The organism is Caballeronia sp. LZ008 (assembly GCF_031451435.1).
Taxonomy (GTDB): domain Bacteria; phylum Pseudomonadota; class Gammaproteobacteria; order Burkholderiales; family Burkholderiaceae; genus Caballeronia; species Caballeronia zhejiangensis.
In genome coordinates, this window is the sequence record NZ_JARUXK010000001.1 from 898,616 (window position 1) to 916,412 (window position 17,797).

Annotated in this window: 13 protein-coding genes; 5 read left to right on the plus strand and 8 right to left on the minus strand. The window is 64.9% G+C overall.

The window, feature by feature from the left end:
• Nucleotides 1–4: 4 nt before the first annotated feature.
• Genes QCE49_RS04260 through kdpE form a run of 3 tightly spaced genes read left to right on the plus strand, consistent with a single transcriptional unit; the run spans nucleotide 5 to nucleotide 2,122 of the window.
• The gene (locus QCE49_RS04260) at nucleotides 5–394 is read left to right on the plus strand and encodes a methylglyoxal synthase (protein WP_008350620.1); all 390 of its coding nucleotides are present in this window, start codon (nucleotides 5–7) and stop codon (nucleotides 392–394) included.
• 23 nt (nucleotides 395–417) lie between these two features.
• The gene (locus QCE49_RS04265; protein ID WP_008350618.1) at nucleotides 418–1,392 is read left to right on the plus strand and encodes a quinone oxidoreductase; all 975 of its coding nucleotides are present in this window, start codon (nucleotides 418–420) and stop codon (nucleotides 1,390–1,392) included.
• A 31-nt stretch (nucleotides 1,393–1,423) separates the two neighbouring features.
• On the plus strand, nucleotides 1,424–2,122 hold the full coding sequence (kdpE, locus tag QCE49_RS04270; protein WP_008350616.1) for a two-component system response regulator KdpE: 699 nt from the start codon (nucleotides 1,424–1,426) through the stop codon (nucleotides 2,120–2,122).
• Here the strand turns inward: kdpE and QCE49_RS04275 are convergent.
• The 7 genes from QCE49_RS04275 to QCE49_RS04305 all read right to left on the minus strand — a co-directional run bounded on the left by QCE49_RS04275 (nucleotide 2,098) and on the right by QCE49_RS04305 (nucleotide 13,632).
• Nucleotides 2,098–2,775: an SDR family oxidoreductase gene (locus QCE49_RS04275; protein ID WP_008350614.1), complete on the minus strand. Its 678-nt coding sequence runs from the start codon at nucleotides 2,773–2,775 to the stop codon at nucleotides 2,098–2,100. The two genes, kdpE and QCE49_RS04275, sit on opposite strands and share 25 nt — an antisense overlap.
• A gap of 275 nt (nucleotides 2,776–3,050) precedes the next feature.
• A complete protein-coding gene (locus QCE49_RS04280; protein WP_250456494.1) occupies nucleotides 3,051–6,386 on the minus strand; it encodes an efflux RND transporter permease subunit in 3,336 nt (1,111 codons plus the stop codon).
• 3 nt (nucleotides 6,387–6,389) lie between these two features.
• Nucleotides 6,390–9,509 (minus strand): MdtB/MuxB family multidrug efflux RND transporter permease subunit, encoded by a 3,120-nt coding sequence (locus QCE49_RS04285; protein WP_008350610.1) that lies wholly within the window; start codon nucleotides 9,507–9,509, stop codon nucleotides 6,390–6,392.
• A gap of 15 nt (nucleotides 9,510–9,524) precedes the next feature.
• Nucleotides 9,525–10,880 carry an MdtA/MuxA family multidrug efflux RND transporter periplasmic adaptor subunit gene (locus QCE49_RS04290; RefSeq protein ID WP_250456493.1) on the minus strand — a complete coding sequence of 452 codons (1,356 nt, stop codon included), beginning with the start codon at nucleotides 10,878–10,880 and terminating at the stop codon, nucleotides 9,525–9,527.
• A gap of 321 nt (nucleotides 10,881–11,201) precedes the next feature.
• The gene (locus QCE49_RS04295; RefSeq protein ID WP_008350606.1) at nucleotides 11,202–12,035 is read right to left on the minus strand and encodes an IclR family transcriptional regulator; all 834 of its coding nucleotides are present in this window, start codon (nucleotides 12,033–12,035) and stop codon (nucleotides 11,202–11,204) included.
• Nucleotides 12,036–12,547: 512 nt separating this feature from the next.
• A complete protein-coding gene (locus QCE49_RS04300) occupies nucleotides 12,548–12,856 on the minus strand; it encodes a hypothetical protein (RefSeq protein WP_144403775.1) in 309 nt (102 codons plus the stop codon).
• 194 nt (nucleotides 12,857–13,050) lie between these two features.
• Nucleotides 13,051–13,632, minus strand: a complete 582-nt coding sequence (locus QCE49_RS04305; RefSeq protein WP_250456492.1) for a DJ-1/PfpI family protein — start codon at nucleotides 13,630–13,632, stop codon at nucleotides 13,051–13,053.
• A gap of 177 nt (nucleotides 13,633–13,809) precedes the next feature.
• Between QCE49_RS04305 and QCE49_RS04310 the strand changes: the two genes are divergently transcribed.
• Together QCE49_RS04310 and QCE49_RS04315 are read left to right on the plus strand one after the other, a co-directional pair.
• Complete coding sequence (locus QCE49_RS04310; protein ID WP_051079045.1) at nucleotides 13,810–14,283, plus strand: hypothetical protein; 474 nt, start codon at nucleotides 13,810–13,812, stop codon at nucleotides 14,281–14,283.
• A gap of 115 nt (nucleotides 14,284–14,398) precedes the next feature.
• The gene (locus QCE49_RS04315; RefSeq protein ID WP_250456491.1) at nucleotides 14,399–17,068 is read left to right on the plus strand and encodes a mechanosensitive ion channel family protein; all 2,670 of its coding nucleotides are present in this window, start codon (nucleotides 14,399–14,401) and stop codon (nucleotides 17,066–17,068) included.
• A 7-nt stretch (nucleotides 17,069–17,075) separates the two neighbouring features.
• Here the strand turns inward: QCE49_RS04315 and QCE49_RS04320 are convergent, their stop codons facing one another.
• A complete protein-coding gene (locus QCE49_RS04320) occupies nucleotides 17,076–17,684 on the minus strand; it encodes a cysteine dioxygenase family protein (RefSeq protein ID WP_051079032.1) in 609 nt (202 codons plus the stop codon).
• Between the last annotated feature and the right edge of the window lie 113 nt (nucleotides 17,685–17,797).

The following is a 17,797-nucleotide window of genomic DNA, read 5'->3' on the forward strand; positions in this document are numbered from 1 at the left end:
TCTGATGACCACACGCGTCGCGCTCATCGCGCACGACATGAAGAAGGACGACATCGTCACGCTGGCGGGCGAGTTCGTCGACACGCTCGCGCAATGCAATCTCGTCGCGACCGGCACGACCGGCGGACGCATCGCGGCGGCGCACGGGCTGGAGATCGAGCGCAAGCTGTCCGGCCCGCACGGCGGCGACCTGCAGATCGGCGCGGAACTGGCGGAAGGGCGCGTGAACATCGTGATCTTCCTGCGCGACCCGATGACGCCGCAGCCGCACGAGCCCGACATCAACGCGCTCGTGCGCGCCTGCGACGTGCACAACGTGCCGTGCGCGACCAACATCGCGACGGCGCGCATGATTCTCGACGACTTGCGTCTGCGCTTCGCGCGGGCGTCCTGAAGATCAAAGGAGACGAACGAGCGATGACCAAGGCAATCCGATTCGACAAGGCAGGCGGCCCCGAAGTCATGAAGTGGGTCGACGTGGACGTGGGCGCGCCGGGCAAGGGCGAAATCCGCGTGAAGCATCATGCGGTGGGCCTCAATTTCATCGACGTGTACTTTCGCACCGGCCTGTATCCGATGCCGCTGCCGGGCGGCCTCGGCATGGAAGCGGCCGGCGAGGTGACGGCGGTGGGCGAGGGCATCACGCAGTTCAAGCCGGGCGATCGCGTCGCCTATGCGTCGCGCCCGCCGGGCGCCTATGCGGAAGAGCGCGTGATGTCGGCGGATTACGTCGTCAAGCTGCCCGATTCGATCGGCTACGAAGATGCCGCGTCGATCATGCTGCAGGGTTTGACCGCGCAATATCTGCTGCGCCGGACGTATCGCGTGAAGGCGGGCGACACGGTGCTGATCCACGCGGCGGCGGGCGGCGTCGGCATGCTCGCGTGTCAGTGGGCGAAGGCGCTCGGCGCGACGGTGATCGGCACGGTCGGCTCCGACGAGAAAGCCGAGCTCGCGAAGGCGCACGGCTGCGATCATCCGATCGTCTACACGCGCGAGAATTTCACGCAGCGCGTGCGCGAGATCACGAACGGCGCGGGCGTGCCTGTCGTCTACGATTCGATCGGCAAGGACACGTATATCGCGTCGCTAGATTGCCTGTCGCCGCTTGGGCTTTTCGTGAGCTTCGGCAATTCGTCGGGCCCGTTGCCGCCGCTCGATTCGTCGGAGCTGGCCGGTCGCGGCTCGCTGTATTTCACGCGGCCGACGCTTTTCAGCTACATCGCCAAACGCAGCGATCTCGACACGATGGCGGCGGAACTGTTCGATGTCGTGTCGTCGGGGAAAGTGAAGACGAACGTGCGCCAGCGTTATCCGCTGTCGGAAGCGGCGCGCGCGCACGAAGACCTCGAAGCGCGCAGGACGACCGGCTCGACGATTCTTCTGCCGTGAAGCGACGCGAAACCGCGCGGACGGCTATCCGATGAGCGAGCCGTCCTTTACCGTCGTCCTGATCGAGGATGAGAAGCAGATTCGGCGCTTCGTGCGCGTGTCGCTCGAAGCGCAGGGCATGACGGTCCACGAAGCGGACACCGGTCAGAAAGGTCTCGTCGAAGCCGCGACGCGCAAGCCCGATCTCGTGATCGTCGATCTCGGCCTGCCGGACACCGACGGCATCGACGTGATCCGCGAACTGCGCGGCTGGACCGAGCTGCCGATCATCGTGCTGTCGGCGCGCACGCAGGAGGAGGAGAAAGTCGCCGCGCTCGATGCCGGCGCCGACGATTACCTCACGAAGCCCTTCGGCGTTTCCGAGCTGATGGCGCGGATTCGCGCGCATTTGCGGCGGCGCAATCAGGCGTCCGCGAGCGAGACGCCGGTCGTGACTTTCGGCGATGTGACCGTCGATCTCGCGCTGCGCCGCGTCACGAAGCACGCCGAAAACGTGCATCTGACGCCGATCGAATACCGGCTGCTATCGACGCTCGTGCGTCACGCGGGGCGAGTGCTGACGCATCGGCAATTGCTGGTGGAAGTGTGGGGGCCGTCGCATGTCGAAAGCCCGCATTATCTGCGCATTTACATGGCGCATCTGCGGCAGAAGCTGGAGCGCGATCCCGCGCAGCCGGAACATATCGTGACCGAGACGGGCGTGGGTTACAGGCTCGTCGGCGTGGCGTGACGGACCGCGCTGAGCGAAGCGAGCGCGGTATCGATCGGCACGTCGCCGCCGACGAACGCGATCAATCGGTCGCGGATGCCGAGCGTCACACATCGCACGGCGATGCGCGCGACGTCGGCGCGTGCGACTTCGGGCGTGTGTTCAGTGAGTTCGTCGGCGAGCGCGATGGTCCCGCGCGGCGGCGCGTCCGATAAAGGCCCTGGCCGAAGAACCGCGAACGGCACACCGCGATGCGCGACGTATTCGTCGGCTTCGCGCTTCATCCGCGAGTAATGGCGCAATGCAAAACTGCTTCGCGCCGGATGAAGTGCGGATAGCGCGCTCACGACGACGAGCTGCTGCACGCGGCGGCGCCTGGCGTAATCGGCGGTGCGCATGACGGCATCGCGATCGATCGCGCGTTCCTCGTTGACGCCTTCGTTGTCCGCCGATCCGGCTGCGTAGATCACATGCGTGATGTCATCGAAGGCGTGAGAAAAGTCGTTGGTGAGATCGCCTAGCAGGATTTCGGCGCCCATCGCCGCGAACTCGCTCTTGTGCGCGGATTTGCGCAGCATTGCGCGGAATGGCATGGCTTGCCGATGCAATCGCTCGGCGATGAGGCGGCCCGTGCGGCCGTGGGCGCCGATCAGCAGAACCTTCAGCGAGTTCATGTGCGGAAGTCTCCTTTGCTTGCGGTTCCTTTTTTTTGGTCGGTGGCTTCGGCTTTCGCCGGATCCCGTTTTCGTGTCGGTCTATTAACGTTGCCCCTGTGCGGGGCGGCAGTGCTAATAGACCGAGAGCAAAACGGGATCCGGCGACGGACCAAGAACAAACGCCCACTCCGGGATCCGGCGAAGGACCAAGAACAAACGCCCACTCCGGGATCCGGCGAAGGACCAACAACAAACGCCCACTCCGCGATCCGGAGAAAACAAAGAGCAAAACCTCACTCCGCCGCGCCAGCCGGCCCCGCCCCGCGCTGCCGCCGAGCGCGCCGTTCTTCCGCGCGAATCCGAAACCGATCCATATAAAGATAGACCACAGGCGTCGTATAGAGCGTGAGCATTTGACTCACGATCAACCCGCCAACGATCGCGATCCCGAGCGGCGCACGCATCTCCGAACCTTCGCCGCTGCCGAACGCCAGCGGCAGCGCACCGAGCAGGGCGGCGGCGGTCGTCATCATGATCGGGCGAAAGCGCAACAGACACGCCTCGCGGATCGCGTCCTGCGGCGTCTGCGCGCCGTGGCGCGTCGCCTCGATCGCGAAATCGACCATCATGATCGCGTTCTTCTTCACGATGCCGATCAGCAAAATAACCGCGATCAGCGCGATGATGCTGAACTCCGTCTTGAACAACAGCAACGCGAGCAGCGCACCGATGCCCGCCGACGGCAAAGTAGAGAGAATCGTGATCGGATGGATGTAGCTCTCGTACAGAATCCCGAGCACGATGTAAACCGCTGCGAGCGCCGCCAGAATAAGGAGCGGCTGGTCGTTGAGCGATTGCTGGAACGCCTGCGCCGTGCCCTGGAAGCTGCCGTGAATGGTCTGCGGCACGCCGATCGTGGCCATGGTCTCGTAGATCGCCGCGGTCGCGTCGGAGAGCGACTTGCCCGGCGGCAAATTGAACGAGATCGTCGATGCGACGAACTGGCTCTGGTGATTCACCGAAAGCGGCGTGTTGCCCGGCCCGAACTTCGCAATCGCGGAAAGCGGCACCATCGTTTCCTTCGATGTCGACACCGCAGCACCCGACGACGACCCGTTCTTGCCCGTCGCCGCGATCGCGTTGGTCGCCGAGTTCTTCACGGCGGCCAGCGCAAGGGCAGCGGTTGTGTCGGACGTGCTCGTCGAGGAACCGCCCGCGCCCGTCGATCCCGTCGCCGAAGTGGACGCGGTCGTCGTCGTGCCGGACGTGGTCGTCGATTGCGTCGATGCCGAACCGCTCGCCGTGCCGCCCGACGTGCTGATGTAAATCTGCTTGAGCATCTCCGGGTCCTGCCAGTATTTCGGCGCGAGCTCCATCACGACGTGATACTGCGACAGCGGGTTGTAGATGGTCGATACCTGCCGCTGGCCGAATGCGTCGTAGAGCGTGTTGTCGATCTGCGCGGGCTTGATGCCGAGGCGCGCGGCCGTCGCGCGGTCGAACGTGACCATCGCTTCGAGGCCGCCTTGCTGCTGGTCGGAGTTGACATCGGCGAGTTCGGGGCGCTTTTGCAGCGCCTCGGTGAGAAGCGGCCCCCACTTGTACAAGTCCGCCGTGGAGTCGGACAGCAGCGTGAACTGATATTGCGCGTTCGATTGCCGCCCGCCCACGCGAATGTCCTGCACCGCCTGAAGGAAGGTGCGCGCGCCGGCGACCTCCGCGAGCGGCTTGCGCAGGCGGTTGATGACCTGATCGGCGGACACCTTGCGCACGCTCTTCGGTTTGAGCGAGATGAACATGAAGCCCGAATTGGTCGAGCGCCCGCCCGTGAAGCCCGCGACGCTGTCGACGGCCGGGTCCGCTTCGACGATCTTCATCATCTCGGCGAACTTGAGTTTCATCGCCTGGAACGACGTGCTCTGGTCCGCCTGAATGCCGCCGATGATGCGGCCCGTGTCCTGCTGCGGGAAAAAGCCCTTCGGCACGATGACGTACAGATAAACGTTCAGCCCGATGGTCGCCAGCAGGATCAGGAGAATCGTGCGCGGATGCGTGAGCGCCCAGCCGAGCGTGCGCGCATAGCCGCGCTGCATGCGATCGAACTGGCGCTCCAGCCAGCGCGCGACGCGGCCTTCCTGCTTGCGCTCGTGCGGCTCTTCGAGCAGGCGCGAGCACATCATCGGCGTGACGGTCAGCGAGACGACGAGCGACACCGCGATCGCGAGCGACAGCGTGAGCGCGAATTCGCGGAACAGCCGCCCGACGATGCCGCCCATCAGCAAAATGGGCAGGAACACGGCGACGAGCGACACGCTGATCGACAGCACCGTGAAGCCGACTTCACGCGCGCCGAGTATGGCGGCCTGCATCCGCGGCACGCCTTTTTCCACATGCCGCGTGATGTTCTCGAGCACGACGATCGCGTCGTCGACGACGAAGCCCGTCGCGATGGTCAGCGCCATCAGCGAGAGATTGTCGAGCGAGAAGCCGAGCAGATACATCGCCGCGAACGTGCCGATGATCGAGATCGGCACGGCGACGCTCGGTATCAGCGTCGCGCGCCAGTTGCGCAGGAACAGGAACACGACCATCACGACGAGCGCCACGGCGATCACGAGCGTGAGCTCGGTATCGTGCAGCGATGCGCGGATGGTCGTGGAGCGGTCGGCGGTCGGCGTGATCTGCACGTCGGCGGGAAGCGCGGCCTGCAACTGCGGCAGCATCGACTTCACGCGGTCGATCGTCTCGATGATGTTCGCGCCCGGCTGGCGATACAGGATCACGAGCACCGCGCGCTTGTTGTTGATGAGGCCGAGATTGCGCAAGTCTTCGACGGAATCGACCACTTCGCCGACATCCGAAAGCTTCACCGCCGCGCCGTTGCGGTACGCGACCACGAGGTCCTTGTACTGCGCGGCCTTGCTCGCCTGATCGTTGGTGTAGAGCTGGACGCGCGTGCCCTTGAACTCGATCGCGCCCTTCGGACTGTTCGCGTTCGCCGACGCCAGCGCGGCGCGCACGTCCTCCAGCCCGATGCCGTAGTGAAAGAGCGCACCCGGCTCGAGCTCGACGCGCACGGCCGGATTCGCCGAGCCGCTCACGTCCACTTCGCCGACGCCCGGCACGGTCGAGAGCGTCTGCTGCAGCACGGTCGCCGCGGAATCGTAGAGCGAGCCCGCCGTGCGCGTGGGCGAGGAGAGCGCGAGCACGAGAATCGGCGCGTCGGCGGGGTTGACCTTGTGGTACGTCGGATTCTGGCGCAGCGCGGTCGGCAGGTCGGCGCGCGCGGCGTTGATCGCGGCCTGCACGTCGCGCGCGGCGCCGTCGATATCGCGATTCAGGCCGAATTGCAGCGTGATGCGCGTCGTGCCGACAGAGCTCATCGAGGTCATTTCGCTGACATCGGCGATGGTGCCCAGATGTCGCTCCAGCGGACTCGCGACGCTCGTCGCCACCGTCTCCGGACTCGCGCCGGGCAAGGACGCCTGCACGGAGATGGTCGGAAAGTCGACTTGCGGCAACGGCGCCACCGGCAAGCGCACGAACGCGAACATGCCCGCGAGCGCGATGCCGACCGCGAGCAGCGTCGTGGCGACGGGCCGGGCGATGAAGATGCGCGACAGGTTCATGACTCAGCGGCCCTCGCTGGCCGGGGCCGGCGGCGCGTCGCGATGAAAGCGCGCGCGCAGCTTGCGGGCGAGCGAATCGAAGCCGAGATAGATGACGGGCGTCGTGAACAGCGTGAGCAACTGCGACACGATCAGGCCGCCGACGATCGCCACGCCGAGCGGACGCCGCAGCTCCGAGCCCGCGCCCCAACCGAGCATCAGCGGCAGTGCGCCGAGGAGCGCGGCCATCGTGGTCATCAGAATCGGGCGGAAGCGCAGCAGACACGCCTGGAAGATCGCTTCGCGCGGGGGCTTACCCTGATCGCGCTCCGCTTCGAGCGCGAAGTCAATCATCATGATCGCGTTTTTCTTCACGATGCCGATCAGAAGCACGATGCCGATGATGCCGATGATGTCCAGATCGTGCCCGGTGATCATCAGCGAGAGCAGGGCGCCGACGCCTGCGGACGGCAGCGTCGAGAGAATCGTGATCGGATGGATGAAGCTCTCGTACAGCACGCCGAGCACGATATACATCGTGACGATGGCCGCGAGAATCAGGAACAGCTCGTTCGACAGCGACGCCTGGAACGCGAGCGCGGCGCCCTGATAGCGGATCTGGAACGACGCGGGCAAGCCGATTTCCTCCTTGGCCTGCTCGATTGCTTTCACGGCCTCGCCGAGCGACGCGCCCTTCGCGAGATTGAAGGAAACGGTCGTCGCCGGGAACTGGCCGAGGTGCGTGACGAGCAAGGGCGCCGCGCGTTCGTGGAACTTCGCGATGGCCGAGAGCGGCACCTGACCGTTGGTCGCGGTGGAAGAGGGCAGATAGATGCCGTTCAGCGTTTCGCTGTAATGCGCGTCTGACGGTTCGGCTTCGAGAATCACTCGGTACTGGTTCGATTGCGTGAAAATCGTCGAGATGATGCGCTGGCCGAATGCATCGTAGAGCGCATTGTCGACGGTCGCGGGCGTGATGCCGAAGCGCGCGGCTGTCTCGCGGTCGATCTCGATATAAACCGACTGGCCGTTCTGCTGCAGATCGGTGGCGACGTCCGTCAGCACGGACGTGTGTTGCAGCCGCTCGACGAGCTTTGGCACCCATTCCGCGAACTCCGACGCGTTCGGGTCCGTCAGCATGAACTGATACTGCGTCGGGCTGACGGTCGAATCGATCGTCAAATCCTGCACCGGCTGCATGTACAGCTTGATGCCGGGAATATCGGCGACTTCGCTCTGAATCTCGCGGATGACATCGCTCGACGTATTGCTGCGGTCGTCGCGCGGCTTCAGGTTGATGAGCATGCGCCCGCTGTTCAGCGTGATGTTCGAGCCGTCCACGCCGACGAACGAGGTGAGGCTTTCGACGTCCGGGTTCTGCAGAATCTTTTTCGCGAGCGCCTGCTGCTGGTCCGCGACAGCCTGGTACGACGCGGCCTGCGGCGCTTGCGTAATCGCCTGGATCACGCCGGTGTCCTGCGTCGGGAAAAAGCCCTTCGGAATGTACACGTACAGCACGGCGGTCAGAATGAGCGTGAGCACGAAGACGAACAGCGTCGCGCGTTGGCGCGCGAGCACCCATTCCAGCGCGACCGCGTAACGCCCGATCACGTAATCGATGAACTGATGCGCGCGCGCCTCGAAGCGCTTGCTTTCCTTCGGCGGCGTGTGGCGCAGGAGTTTTGCGCACATCATCGGCACGAGCGTGAGCGAGACGATTGCCGAAATGACGATGGTCACCGCGAGCGTGATCGCGAACTCGTGGAAGAGGCGGCCGACGACATCGCCCATGAAGAGCAGCGGAATCAGCACGGCGATGAGCGAGACCGTCAGCGAGATGATGGTGAAGCCGATCTGCTTCGAACCCTTCAGCGCCGCTTCGAGCGGCGGATCGCCTTCCTCGACGTAACGCGCGATGTTCTCGATCATCACGATGGCGTCGTCGACCACGAAGCCGGTCGCGATGGTCAGCGCCATCAGCGAGAGGTTGTCCAGCGAGAAGCCGCACAGGTACATGATCGCGAGTGTGCCGACGAGCGACAGCGGCACCGACAAGCTCGGAATGATGGTCGCGTAGACGTTCGCGAGGAACAGATAGATGACGAGCACGACCAGCACGACGGACAGCGCGAGTTCGAACTGCACGTCGCGCACCGAAGCGCGGATGGTCGTCGTGCGGTCCGTGACGACGCGCACGTCGAGCGCGGCCGGCAGCGATTGCTGCAATTGCGGCAGGATTTTCTTGATGCCGTCGACCACCGCAATCACGTTCGCGCCCGGCTGACGCTGCACGTTCAGGATGATCGCGGGCGTCGAATCGACCCATGCGCCGAGCTTCGTGTTCTCCGGCCCCTCGACGATGCTCGCGACGTCCGTCAGCATCACCGGACGGCCGTTGCGATACGCGACGACCGCGCTCTTGTACGCGTTGGCGTCGGTGAGCTGGTCGTTCGCGTTGATGGTGTAGGCGCGCGTCGGGCCGTCGAAGTTGCCCTTCGGCGTGTTGACGTTGAGGTTCGAGATCGTCGTGCGCAGATCGTCGATGTTCAGGCCATACGACGCCAGCGCGCGCGTGTTCGCGCGAATCCGCACGGCAGGGCGATTGCCGCCGCTCACCGATACGAGGCCGACGCCCGCGACCTGCGAGATCTTCTGCGCGAGACGCGTGTCGGCGAGGTCTTGCACTTGTGTCAGCGGCAAGGTTTTGGAGCTGACCGCGAGCGTCATGATCGGCGCGTCGGCGGGGTTCACCTTTGCGTAGATCGGGGGCGCGGGCAGGTCGGACGGCAGCAGGTTGCCCGCTGCGTTGATCGCCGCCTGCACTTCCTGTTCGGCGATATCGAGCGGCAAATCAAGGCTGAACTGCAGCGTGATGACCGATGCGCCCGCCGAACTTTGCGACGACATCTGGTTCAGGCTCGCCATCTGCCCGAACTGCTTTTCGAGCGGCGCCGTGACGCTCGACGTCATCACGTCGGGCGACGCGCCCGGATAGAACGTCTGGACCTGGATCGTCGGATAGTCGACGGCGGGCAGCGCCGAGAGCGGCAAAAAGCGCAACGCGACGAGGCCGACCAGCATGATCGCCGCCATCAGGAGCGCCGTGCCGACCGGACGCAGAATAAAAATGCGGGATGGATTCATGCTTTCGAATTGCGCTTACTGCTGCGATTGCTGACGCCGATGACCGCCGTGGCGCGCACCCGACGCCGCCGAAGCCGGCGCCGCAGCCGACGCGCCCGATGCACCCGACGCGCCCGATGCCGCTTTCGCCTTTTCAGCCGGAATCGTGATTTTCGCGCCTTCCTTCAGGCGGTCCGAGCCGTCGATGACCACGCGCTCGCCGACTTGCAGTCCGGATTTGATGCTGGTGCGCTCGCCGTCGACCGGGCCGGTTTTCACGTTGCGCACGGTGACGGTGTTGTCCGGCTTCACGACGTACACGAACGCGCCCGACGAACCGTTGAGCACCGCCGGCGTCGGCACGATGGTCGCGTTCTTGATGACATCGACGAGCAGCTTCGTGTTCACGAACTGATTCGGGAAAAGCATGCCTTCCTTGTTGTCGAAGGTAGCGCGCAGCTTGACGGTGCCGGTCGTCGTGTCGATCTGGTTGTCGACGGTCTCGAGATAGCCCGCTTCGAGCGACGTGGTATTGGCGCGGTCATACGCCGTGACCGACATCTTCGTGCCCGCGTGCAGCGGCTTGAGAATCGCGGCGAGATTGTCTTCGGACGTGGTGAAGATCACGCTGATCGGCTGCAACTGCGTGATGACGACGAGGCCGTTCGTGTCGCCCGTCGTCACGTAGTTGCCCGGATCGACCTGACGCAAGCCGACGCGCCCCGACACCGGCGCCGTGATGCGCGCGTAGGTCAGATCGAGCTTGTAGGTATCGACGTTGGCCTGATCCGACTTCACCGCGCCTTCGTACTGCTTGACGAGCGACGCCTGCGTGTCGACCTGCTGTTTCGCGATGGAATCCTGCGAGAGCAGCGTCTGATAGCGCTGCAGGTCGAGGCGCGCGGTCTGCAGCAGCGCCTGGTCTTTCGCGAGCGTGCCCTCGGCGTTGCGCAGCGAGATTTCATACGGACGCGGATCGATCTGCGCGAGCACGTCGCCCTTCTTGACCATCTGGCCTTCCTTGAACGCGACATCGACGAGCGTGCCGTTCAACTGCGTCTTGACCGTGACGTTCGCGAGCGGCGTCACGGTGCCGAGCGAATTGATGACCACAGGCATTTCGCCTTGCGTGACGGTCGCGACATGCACCGGCTGCGGCTGATTCATCGGATTCGGCATGCCGCGCCTTCCGCCTTGACGGGCTTCCGGCGCGCCGCTCGTGCCGCCGCTCTCGCCGCGATTCCACGGATGCCACCACGCAACTGCGCCGGCGACGATCAGGATCGCGACGATGAGCGGCACGACCCGGCGCCGCCGCGGCGCGGGTTCGATGGCGGCAGGCGTCGGAGGCGTCGGGCGCGAGTGCCCTGGGGGATTCTTTTGGTCGTCCATCGGTTCGGAGGCTGGTCTTTCAAATCTGTTCGGAGCGCGGACGGGCGGCGGTCACGGTTCAAGCGCCAGACGATGCGCCGCGCGCATGAACCGAGACCGAAGCGGAGGCCGTGAATGACGCGGGGCCGTTGAAAGCGGCTGGAAAGGCTGCCTGTCGAGTTAGGCGAGCAATCCGGCGCGACCCCGGTGCGCGCGAAGCATGATGCTACGTCCCGCACCCGAGGGCGTCCACCGGCCTTTCTTTCTGTTGATTACGAGTGTTACACGCGCAACCGGCCGCGCTTTCGAAGGCGTTCGGCCGCGCGGCGGCCGTCGCGTAGTCTAACTGGCGGCGCGCAATAGGTTCGGGGCGTGCGTTCCGCCGATCTCGCGTGTGATCTGCTCGACGCAATCGAGCAGGGCGGGCGCGACCTCGTCGATCAATATGTCGCGCGGACACTGATGCGCGGCGCCGCCGCAATTGACCGAATAGCGTTCTTCGGACGGCCCGACGAAGCCCGCCGCGACCGCATTCAATCCGTGATGCCATTCGCCGATGGAGATCGCGAAGCCGAGGCGCAACGCATCGTCGAGGCCGCGTTGCAAGCCGCCCGCGATGGCCGGCCAGTCGTCGCCGGATGCGATCTGCAAGCTGCCGATCAGCGCACGCCGATCCGCGTCGGACAACACCGCGAGATACGCGCGTCCGACAGCGGTGCGGCTCAGGTCCATCCTGCCGCCGACTTCCAGCCGCGACACCAGAACGGCGGACCGCGGACGAATGGCATCGATTACAACCATCTCCAAACGATCGCGCACGGCGAGGTGCACCGAGAGACCAGTGCGCTCGGCGAGACGGATAAGAAACGGGCGCGCTCGAGCGCGAATATCGAAATTACGTAAGAATCCGTTGCTCAGTTCGAGAACGGACGCCGTCAGCACGAAGCGCTCGCTGTCGGGCAAGCGGTGCAGCAATCCGGCGCCGACGAGCGTCGCGGTGATCCGGGATATCGTGGGCTTCGGAATTCCCGTCCAGTCGGTCAGTTCGCGATTGCTCACCGGCGCGTCCGCGGCGGCGATCCGGCGCAGCACATCGAGCCCGCGGGCGAGCGCGGTGACTTCCTCGCCGTCCTTCTCCCGGGCGCGTTCGCGGCCCACCGACGGTTCGTTTTGCATAGGCATTCGTTAAGTGAAACATCGTTTTGTTTGATGACCTGGCGCAATTCTACAAGGCCAGCACGAGAAACTTGCAAACGATGCAAACCTTCAGAATAAGCTGTACTCGCAACGAAACTTTTATGTGTTTCGGTGCATGTTGAACGAAACTTGGGCAGTTGCCCGGACCGCGAGATTTTGCTTGACTTGAGCAGCGATCCCGGAAAAAATGGAACCGAATTTCGAAACCCGGGGTGACGTGCGCTTCAGCGCTTACCGCCCGAGCTTCGGAGACAGGCTCTCAGGTTCTAGCACGGCCCTCGGAATGGCTAGAACTTTTAAGGCGCTACGGAAACGTAGCGCCTTTTTTTTCGTCCGTGCGTTCGTCGAAAGTCTTGGCGCGAATATACCGGAAAGCGCGGGGGAGCCGGGTCTCGTCGTTCGGACGTCGAAAGGAAATGATGGGGAGAGAAGCGGCAGTCATCTCCGCTGCCGAAAGCAAAACGCGGCGCAATGTGCGCCGCGCTGGGAGATCAATACATGTTCGCAAACACGCGTGGCTGCCGAAGCAAGCGTTTGCCGCGCCCGATCCAGTAGACCGCTGCGCACACCAGCAATAGCGCGACCGAGTACACCACGAGCGGCGAAATTCGTTCGGGCGCGGGCGGGCTCGTCGCGATGAGCAGAGCCGCGAAGAATGCAGCGCCCGCCTGACAGAAAGCGCGGTGAGCGAGACTGCGACGCATGCGTGGAGTGGTGAAGCGGGAGACAGGGGCGCGAGTGAACGGCTCGAAGAGCATCAACCCTGCGACAAGGGCGACGGCGACATTCATGAAGAGCATGGTGCGAGACTTCGTGGGAGGCGGGACGGCGGCAAATATATGCCAACCGTATAGCGTGCCAAAACCAGAAGTCTCCGAAATGTAGAGGGAAAATTCTATTCGCCGCTCACCGCGGGTAAATCGTTTGCGCCAGCTATATGTAAGGCTGGCGCACCCCGTTGACCAGAGGCGAGGTTCCCCTGCGATGCAAGGTTTCAAGGTTCGATTCGAGTGCCGAGCAGCGCCAGGAATTGCCCGATCCACGCCGGATGCGCGGGCCATGCGGGCGCGGTGACGAAATTCGCATCGGTGATGGCCTCATCGACGGCGATATCGGCGTAAGTCGCGCCCGCGAGCCGCACTTCGGGCGCGCACGCCGGGTACGCGGAAATGCGCCGCCCTTCGATCACGCCCGCCGCCGCGAGCAATTGCGCGCCGTGGCAGACCGCGGCGATCGGCTTGTTCGCCTGCGCGAAGTGCCGCACGAGTTCGAGCACGCGATCGTTCAGGCGCAGATATTCCGGCGCGCGGCCGCCTGCGATCGCGAGCGCGTCGTAACGGGCCGGATCGATGTCGTCGAAGCTCGCATTCAGCGTGAAGCGATGTCCCGGCTTCTCCGTATAAGTCTGATCGCCTTCGAAATCGTGGATCGCCGTCTTCACGGTGTCGCCGCGCTTTTTACCGGGGCACACCGCATCCACCGTATGGCCGACGGCCTGCAACGCCTGAAACGGAACCATCGTTTCATAGTCCTCGGCGAAATCGCCGGTGAGAAACAGAATCTTCTTGGCAGCCATCGCTAACCTCGTCAGGGAATGGGTTGTCGGATGCTCGATGCCGCGCGCCGCTCCATCGCGCTCGCGCCGCGCGGATCAGTCTACTATTCGCGCCGCGCTTCGCATGTGACGGCGCGAAGCGACGCGCACCGACAGCGTATGATGGGCGCGAGTTTCGAGACGAAGGAAGGTATCACCATGCAGATGACTCCCATGACCCGCATCGCCGTGACGCTCGCCGCGCTGGGCGTGCTGGCCGCGTGCGAGAAGCACGACGCAACCGCGGGGCAGGCCGCGAGCGCTCTCAACAATCTGGCGAGCCAGACGAGCCAGAAGTTCGACCAGGCGGCGAGCTACGTCGGCCAGAAGGTCGATGCCGCGAAACAATCGGCGCAGCAGAACATCGACAGCGCCGGATCGATGCCCGATGTCTCCGCGAGCAGCGTCGCCGCGACGGCGCGATCGAACTTCGACAGCGCGGCGAGCGCGACGAACGCCGCGATCAACAATGCCGCGAGCGCGACGGGCGCGGGCTTGCAATCGGCGGGGCGCAAGCTGCAGGAATGGTCCGCGCAGTCGGGCGGCGCGTCGAATCCGCAAGCGAGCGCGCAAGGCTCGGTCGCCGGACCCACGTCCGAGTCCAGCGGCGCGCGCACCGAGATGGATAAATAGAGATGTTTCGTCTGAAAAATCAACGCAGAAGCGCTTAACATTCGGTTACGTCCGCTTTGGGCGGCCTCCCTGTTATAGCCGCTAAACTGGCGGACTTTCAGAAATCGAGACCGTTATGAAGTCACGCAAGCTCGCGCCGCGAAGCGCGGCGGCGTCTGGCGCGATCTCCTGGATGGCGGCGTGCGTGCTGTTGCGCGCCGCACTCGCGCGCCACGCTGCGCGCGCGTTTTCGCTTGCAATGTCGTCGATGCTCGCCGCGCTGGCCGCGTCGATCGTGTTCGCCTCGCCTGCCGTCCAGGCCGCACAGGCCCTCACGCTGCCCACGTTCCAGGAACTGATCACGCCGGCCGCGCCCGCATCCGCACCGGATGCCGCGTCGGCGCCCGCGATGTCCGACGCCGAGATGCTGCGCTCGCTCGACAACATCATCGCCACCCTCGATAGCGACAAGCAGCGCACGGCGCTCGTCGCGCAGCTCAAGCATCTGCGCGATGCGAAGCGCGCCGCCGATTCCACCGCTCCGGCATCCGGCGCGGCGACCTCCGCGACGGCGGACACAGCCGCGAGCGGCACGGCAGCGGGCGCACAGCCGACTTCGGGAACGACGGCATCGTCGGTCGTGGCGACCATCGCGCAGAACGCGGGCTTGCTGGGCGCGATCGCGTCGGCGCTCACGAACATCGAGGCCGACGTGAAGCGCGGCAAGACGCCTATCGCCTATTGGGTCGGACGCTTCAACGCCGCCGGCAACGAGCTTTTCACGATCGTCACGAGCCAGAGCCGCGAATCGTTCGGCCGCACGCTCTTCAACTATTTCGCGACGCTCGCGGGCTGGGGCGCATGCGCGATGGCGCTCGTCTATCTGCAGCGGCGCGTGCGGGCGCGATTCGGCATCGACAGCGGCCTGCATTCGAACCCGACGACGCGCGAACTGCTGCTCTTCACGCTGCGCCGCGTCGCGCCGTACCTGTTCGCGTTCCTCGCGGCGCTCACGTTCACGCACTACATGCCGCTGTCGCTCGGCCGCACGCTCGCGATGGTCACCGCTTACGCAATCGTCGCGGGCGCGGTGTTCTCCGCAATCTGTCTCATCATGTTCTCGCTGTTCGGCTCGGCGCACCGGCGCGTCGCGGTGAACCTGCTCATCGGCCGCGCGCGGCGGCTTCTCTTTCTGATCGGCACGCTCGGCGCGCTCGGCGACGCCGCCGCGAATTACGACGTCGCGCAGCAGCTCGGCACCAATCTCTCCGCGCTGATCTCGACGTGCGCGAACATGGGCGCCGCGGCGCTCACCGCGTATTTCGCGCTCGCGTTCCAGCGGCCCGTCGCGCATCTGATCCGCAGCCGCACGTACGAGCAGCGCAACACGCGCAAGGCCGCGACCGAGACGTTCGAAGTGGTCGCGTCGCTTTGGCAGTTGCCGCTGCTCCTGCTCGCGTCGGCGTCGGTCGTGGCGACGCTCATGGGCATCGGTACGTCGGAAAACGTGCTGCAGATGGCGATCGCCACCGCGGGCCTGCTCGTCGTCGCGTTCTTTCTCTCGGCGATCGTCGTGCGTATCACGCGGCCCAAGTCGAGAAAACCGCGCCGCCAGTCGGCGTATGTGCGCAGGCTCGTCAAGTTCGTCGGCACGATGATCGTGGTCGGCGTCTGGCTCGTGTTCCTCGAATTGTCGTCGCGTTTCTGGGGATTCTCGCTCGCGCACATGGCCGAGGAGAGCGTCGCCGCGCGCGGCATCACGCACGCGGTCGGGATGATCGTGCTGACGTTCTTCGTCGTCTGGCTGATCTGGATTCTGATCGACACGGGCATTCAGGAAGCGCTCAGGCCCGACGCGGCGCGGCGCGGCGGACGCGGCCCGAGCATGCGCGCCCGCACGATGCTGCCGCTCGTGCGCAACGTGGTGTTCGTGTTCCTGCTGACGGTGGCCGCGATCGTCACCGCCGCGAATCTCGGCCTGAATGTGACGCCGCTGCTCGCGGGCGCGGGCGTGATCGGCCTCGCGGTGGGTTTCGGCGCGCAATCGCTCGTGGCGGATCTGATCACCGGGCTTTTCATCATCATCGAGGACACGATTTCGGTCGGCGATTCGATCGAGGTCGAAGGCGGTCACGCGGGCATCGTCGAAAGCCTGACGATCCGCACCGTGCGCCTGCGCGACGGCCAGGGCGCGATCCACGCGATTCCGTTCTCGCAGATCAAGACGGTGAAGAATCTGTCGCGCGATTTCGCGTACGCGGTGTTCGAGGTGCGCGTGCCGTTTTCGGCGGACGTCGACCAGGTCACGCAGATGATTCGCGAAGTCGGCGCGGATCTGCTGGACGATTTCCGCTATCGGCTCGAAATGCTCGGGCCGGTCGAAGTGTGGGGACTCGACCGCTTCGATCCGAACTGGATGGTCGTGAAAGGGCAGATCAAGACGCGCCCGTTGCAGCAATGGAGCGTCGCGCGGGCGTTCAATCTGCGTATCAAGCGCAAGATGGACGAAGCCGGCATCGAGATTCCGGTTCCGCAGATGCACGTGCAAATGACGCGCGACGCGATGTCGGGCGCCGACGCCGAAGGACGCGAGCGCGCGCGGCGCATCTGGACGGGCGAGGCGCCGGCGCCGGTGGAAGAGGAAGAAGAACTCGCGGCCGGGCCGGCCTTTGTGCGCGAGACGAAGATCGCCGCAGCCGCGGCCCGCGACGTTTCGCACGAACCCCAGCCGGCGCCGCCGCCGACCGATCAATCCGTGCAGATTCCGCCGCAGATTCCGACCGCGTCCGAGCCGGGGAAGGGCTGAGCTTTTTTCAGGCGGCGAGCAGATCGTTGACGTGTGTGGCGATCTGCTCGCCCGCGACGCCGTAGACATGCAGCGATACGGCGCGCGCGGCGGCATCGGCGGGATTGCCGAGCTGATGAATCGCGCCGCGTCCCGCATCCACATAGGACACCGCGCCCGGCGCGCGCGGATGACGCCGCGTCTCGATCGCGCGATGGGCGACTGCATCCCAGCGATAAAGCGTTTCTTCGAGCGCGCCATCGATCACCGCATAGCCGCACCATGTCCGATGACCATGCACCGGGCTCGCTTGCCCCGGCTCCCAGACGAGCGCGGCGATCGCGTAACGGTTGAGCGGGTCGGCGGCGAGCAGATGACGGCAATAGTTCCGCGGATCGCTCACGCGCTGATCGGGGCGCAGCAGACCCGGATCGGCGATCGCGCGTTGCAGCGCGAGGCGCACGCGCTCGCCGAACGACGCGCGCGAATCCGCTTCGGCGGCGGCGAATGCGGCGTCGATTTCGCGGCACAGTCGTTCGAGCGCGGGGTTTCGGAACGCGGCACAATCGGCGGCCGGGGAAGCCGCCAAAGCCGATGAAGAGGGCCGCGCCAGGCGGCTGACATGTTCGAGTCGCATAGTGGATGAGCCGTCGCGTCGTTGTTGTTCGATCCGCTCATTTATACCGGCTTGCCTCCAGAATTAGTTTCCATATAATTCCGCTCGACCATCAAGAAATAGAATAATTTCCT